General features: G+C 41.2%; 1 protein-coding gene. It reads right to left on the bottom strand.

Annotated features, from left to right (window positions below):
* Window positions 1-697 precede the first annotated feature (697 nt).
* Entirely contained in the window at window positions 698-2,500 is a 1,803-nt protein-coding gene (gene glmS / locus ACH0QE_RS19815; protein WP_415802195.1) for a glutamine--fructose-6-phosphate transaminase (isomerizing), read from the bottom strand.
* Window positions 2,501-3,283 lie beyond the last annotated feature (783 nt).

Below are 3,283 nucleotides of genomic sequence, written 5' to 3' on the forward strand. Positions count from 1 at the left end.
CCCTCAACCCCTTGTCCCGCTTACCTTCAATCCCCTTTTCTCTCTCAAACCTTACCTCTATTCTGTAATTCAAGTTCTCCCCTCAAAACAACCTCTTCGGGCTAAAAGGTCGTAGAAAAACAAGAAAGTAGGACAGGGGAAATGTAATTAAGTTCTTCCATAGTAGGAGTAAGATTTAAGGTGAAAAGAATGTGATCAAGTGTTTTTTCAGGCTTTTCTTTCCGCTTATTTAAACACTTTTCCCATTTTTGTTTATAACCTGTTGATATCTAATACTTCATCCCTCTTTCCTGTTCTTTATTCACACCTTATCCCCACTTTTACAAACAAATAGAATTTTACCTTTTGACTTTTTCTGCGTACTACCCGTAGTTAAAAGGTACTTCTTAATCTTTCCTTTATTAATCTCAGGAAACCTTCTCATACTTCACTTCACACCTTCATCCTTACTATCCTTTACTAACAACTACTCAAACGCTATATTAGATCGAAGGTCTTTATATATAAGCATAAAAAAAGAACCAAGAAATCGTACCAACGGTACGTTTCCCGATTCTTCTGGAGTTTACATATACATAGTTGCTCCCGCTTTCTCCCCTGTTCAGATACCAACTTAATTACAGCAGGTACGAACTTGAATTACATGGGGAAGAACTTAATTGCGAAGAGACAATGGCTTTTTGGTCCTTTATGATCATTATTCAACGGTTACTGATTTGGCAAGATTGCGCGGTTTGTCAACATCGCAGCCTCTGTGAAGCGCTGCGTAGTAAGCAATCAATTGCAGTGGAATCACTGAAATAAGCGGAGTGAGCACTTCATGGACTTTTGGAATGACAAAGCTGTCTTCATCCATATTTAATCCCTTCATGGAAATGATGCAAGGGTTTGCTCCTCGTGCTGCCACCTCTTTGACATTCCCACGGATGCTTAAATTAACACTCTCCTGGGTTGCCAGGGCAATGATTGGTGTGCCCTCTTCAATTAATGCAATGGTTCCATGTTTTAATTCGCCGCCGGCAAATCCTTCAGCCTGGATATAAGAAATTTCCTTCAGCTTCAGGGCTCCTTCCATTCCGACAAAATAGTCGACACCTCGGCCTATGAAGAAGCAATTAGGCGTTACAGACAAGAACTCCCTGGCGATTTGTTCAAAAATTTCCTTGGAATCACACAGGACTTCCATGGCATTCGCGATGATCCCAAACTCTCTTAAAAGCTCAAACTCGACCGGAATATTACGGCTTTGAGCGGACACTTCGGCCAATATGGCCAGAACAGCAAGCTGTGCTGTATAAGCTTTGGAAGAAGCTACAGCAATTTCAGGTCCTGCATGCAGGAGTAAAGTATAATCCGCTTCGCGTGAAAGCGTTGATCCAGCGACATTGGTTATGGTCAACGCAGGATAACCCAATTCTTTCACTTTTACAAGCACAGCGCGGCTGTCTGCTGTTTCCCCGCTTTGAGAAATAAAGATGAACAACGGCTTTGCAGACAGCAAAGGCATATTATAGACAAATTCACTGGCAATATGGACTTCAACCGGCTTTTTAGCGATTGTCTCAATGAATTGCTTCCCTACCAGTCCGGCATGGTACGATGTCCCCGCAGCAATAATGTAAATCCGATCCGAATCGTTCACTGCCTTAACAATGTTCGGTTCAATCGTTAATCGTCCCTCTTCATTTTGATAGGTCTGGATAATCTTCCTCATCACGAGCGGCTGTTCATCAATTTCCTTTAACATGTAATGTGGATAGGTGCCTTTTTCGATATCAGTTGCATCGATTTCCGCCAGATAAGATTCACGTTCAATTCTTTCTCCATTACGGTCTTGAATAAGCACTTGATCAGCTTTTACGATGACCACTTCTTTATCCATGATTTCCACATATCTATTCGTGACTTGGATCATCGCCATGGCATCGCTGGCTACAACATTGAAGTCATCACCTAATCCTACGAGTAACGGGCTTTTATTCTTTGCGACATATATCGTTTCATTATCCTCGTTATCTATCAATGCAATCGCATAGGAACCTTGAAGCAGATCAAGTGTTTTCTGGAAGGCTGCTAAAACCTTCTGTCCTTCCGAAACAAATCGTTCCATCAACTGCACAATCACTTCGGTATCCGTTTCGCTGGCAAAAGGGACATCACTCAAATACTCACGCTTCAACAAATGGTAATTCTCAATGACTCCATTATGAACGAGTGTAAAATGGCCATCAGCACTTTGATGAGGATGTGAATTCACTTTACTCGGCACACCATGTGTTGCCCAGCGTGTATGGCCAATCCCCATAAAAGCCTTAATATTCCCATCTACAATCGCTCTTAAGTCAGCAATCCTGCCTTTTTCCTTAAAGACATGAACACCATTGTCATTCCTGACAGCAATGCCCGCAGAGTCATATCCACGATATTCAAGCTTTTCAAGACCCTTCAATAAAATTTCCTTCGTATCTTTATTTCCGATATATCCAACAATTCCGCACATATTAGTATCCTCCATTGAAGGAACAGAAACGCTTTTAAGGGCTTTTCTGCCCCTGAAATTTTTCGCATATCCTTCTCTTTGTCCAAAGGGTTGCCCCCCTGTTTTAAAGAAGAAATTTCGGCTGTGCGAACCAACCGAGAGGTATCCGCCGAAAGTTCGATAAACCTCTTCCTCGTCAACTAACCCACAACCAGGGTTAGTCCAGGCGCTTTCACTTACAGTAATCTTCACAGTCCACCTTTCTATATTTGAAGTTAAAAGAACAACTTAATACTACCTGATGGCAAGATTTCCTACAATGCAGTTCATTAATTCGTCAATTTTCATTATTCCTGGCACAACCACTATAGAGTATTCTCATCATAAAAAAGGTTTCCACCTAATGGACGGCTTTGCCGCCCCTCGAGACAGAGGGACTGTTCGGGACACAGGGACGGTTCTGCTGTCGCACAAAATTGCATATCCCCGAGACACTGGATCCATCCCCATATCTCTTTAAATGATAAACATGCCTGACAGAGATCACTTTTCCCGTTCAGGCTGTTTTTAATATTTTTTGTATAACACATGTTTTTTCTCCTAATAATATTTTTATTATCGGTGTCTTTTCATGAAAGGGGTGTATTCTATGAAGGACCGGACATTATTAAACCTATTTACTTTAGCTGGCGTTATCGGAAGTTTATTTTTTTTATTGCGAAGAAAAGGTGATACAAAAGACTGGTTTCTCATTTTTTTCATTAAAACTTTAGTATCCACGATCATCGATGGTCCTATAATAAA

The organism is Mesobacillus sp. (assembly GCF_047739415.1).
Classification (GTDB): Bacteria; Bacillota; Bacilli; order Bacillales; family Cytobacillaceae; genus Mesobacillus.

What these genes read in the sequence shown, in the direction of transcription:
- glmS (WP_415802195.1), bottom strand. Translation starts at nt 2,500, where the DNA reads ATGTGCGGAATTGTTGGATATATCGGAAATAAAGATACGAAGGAAATT.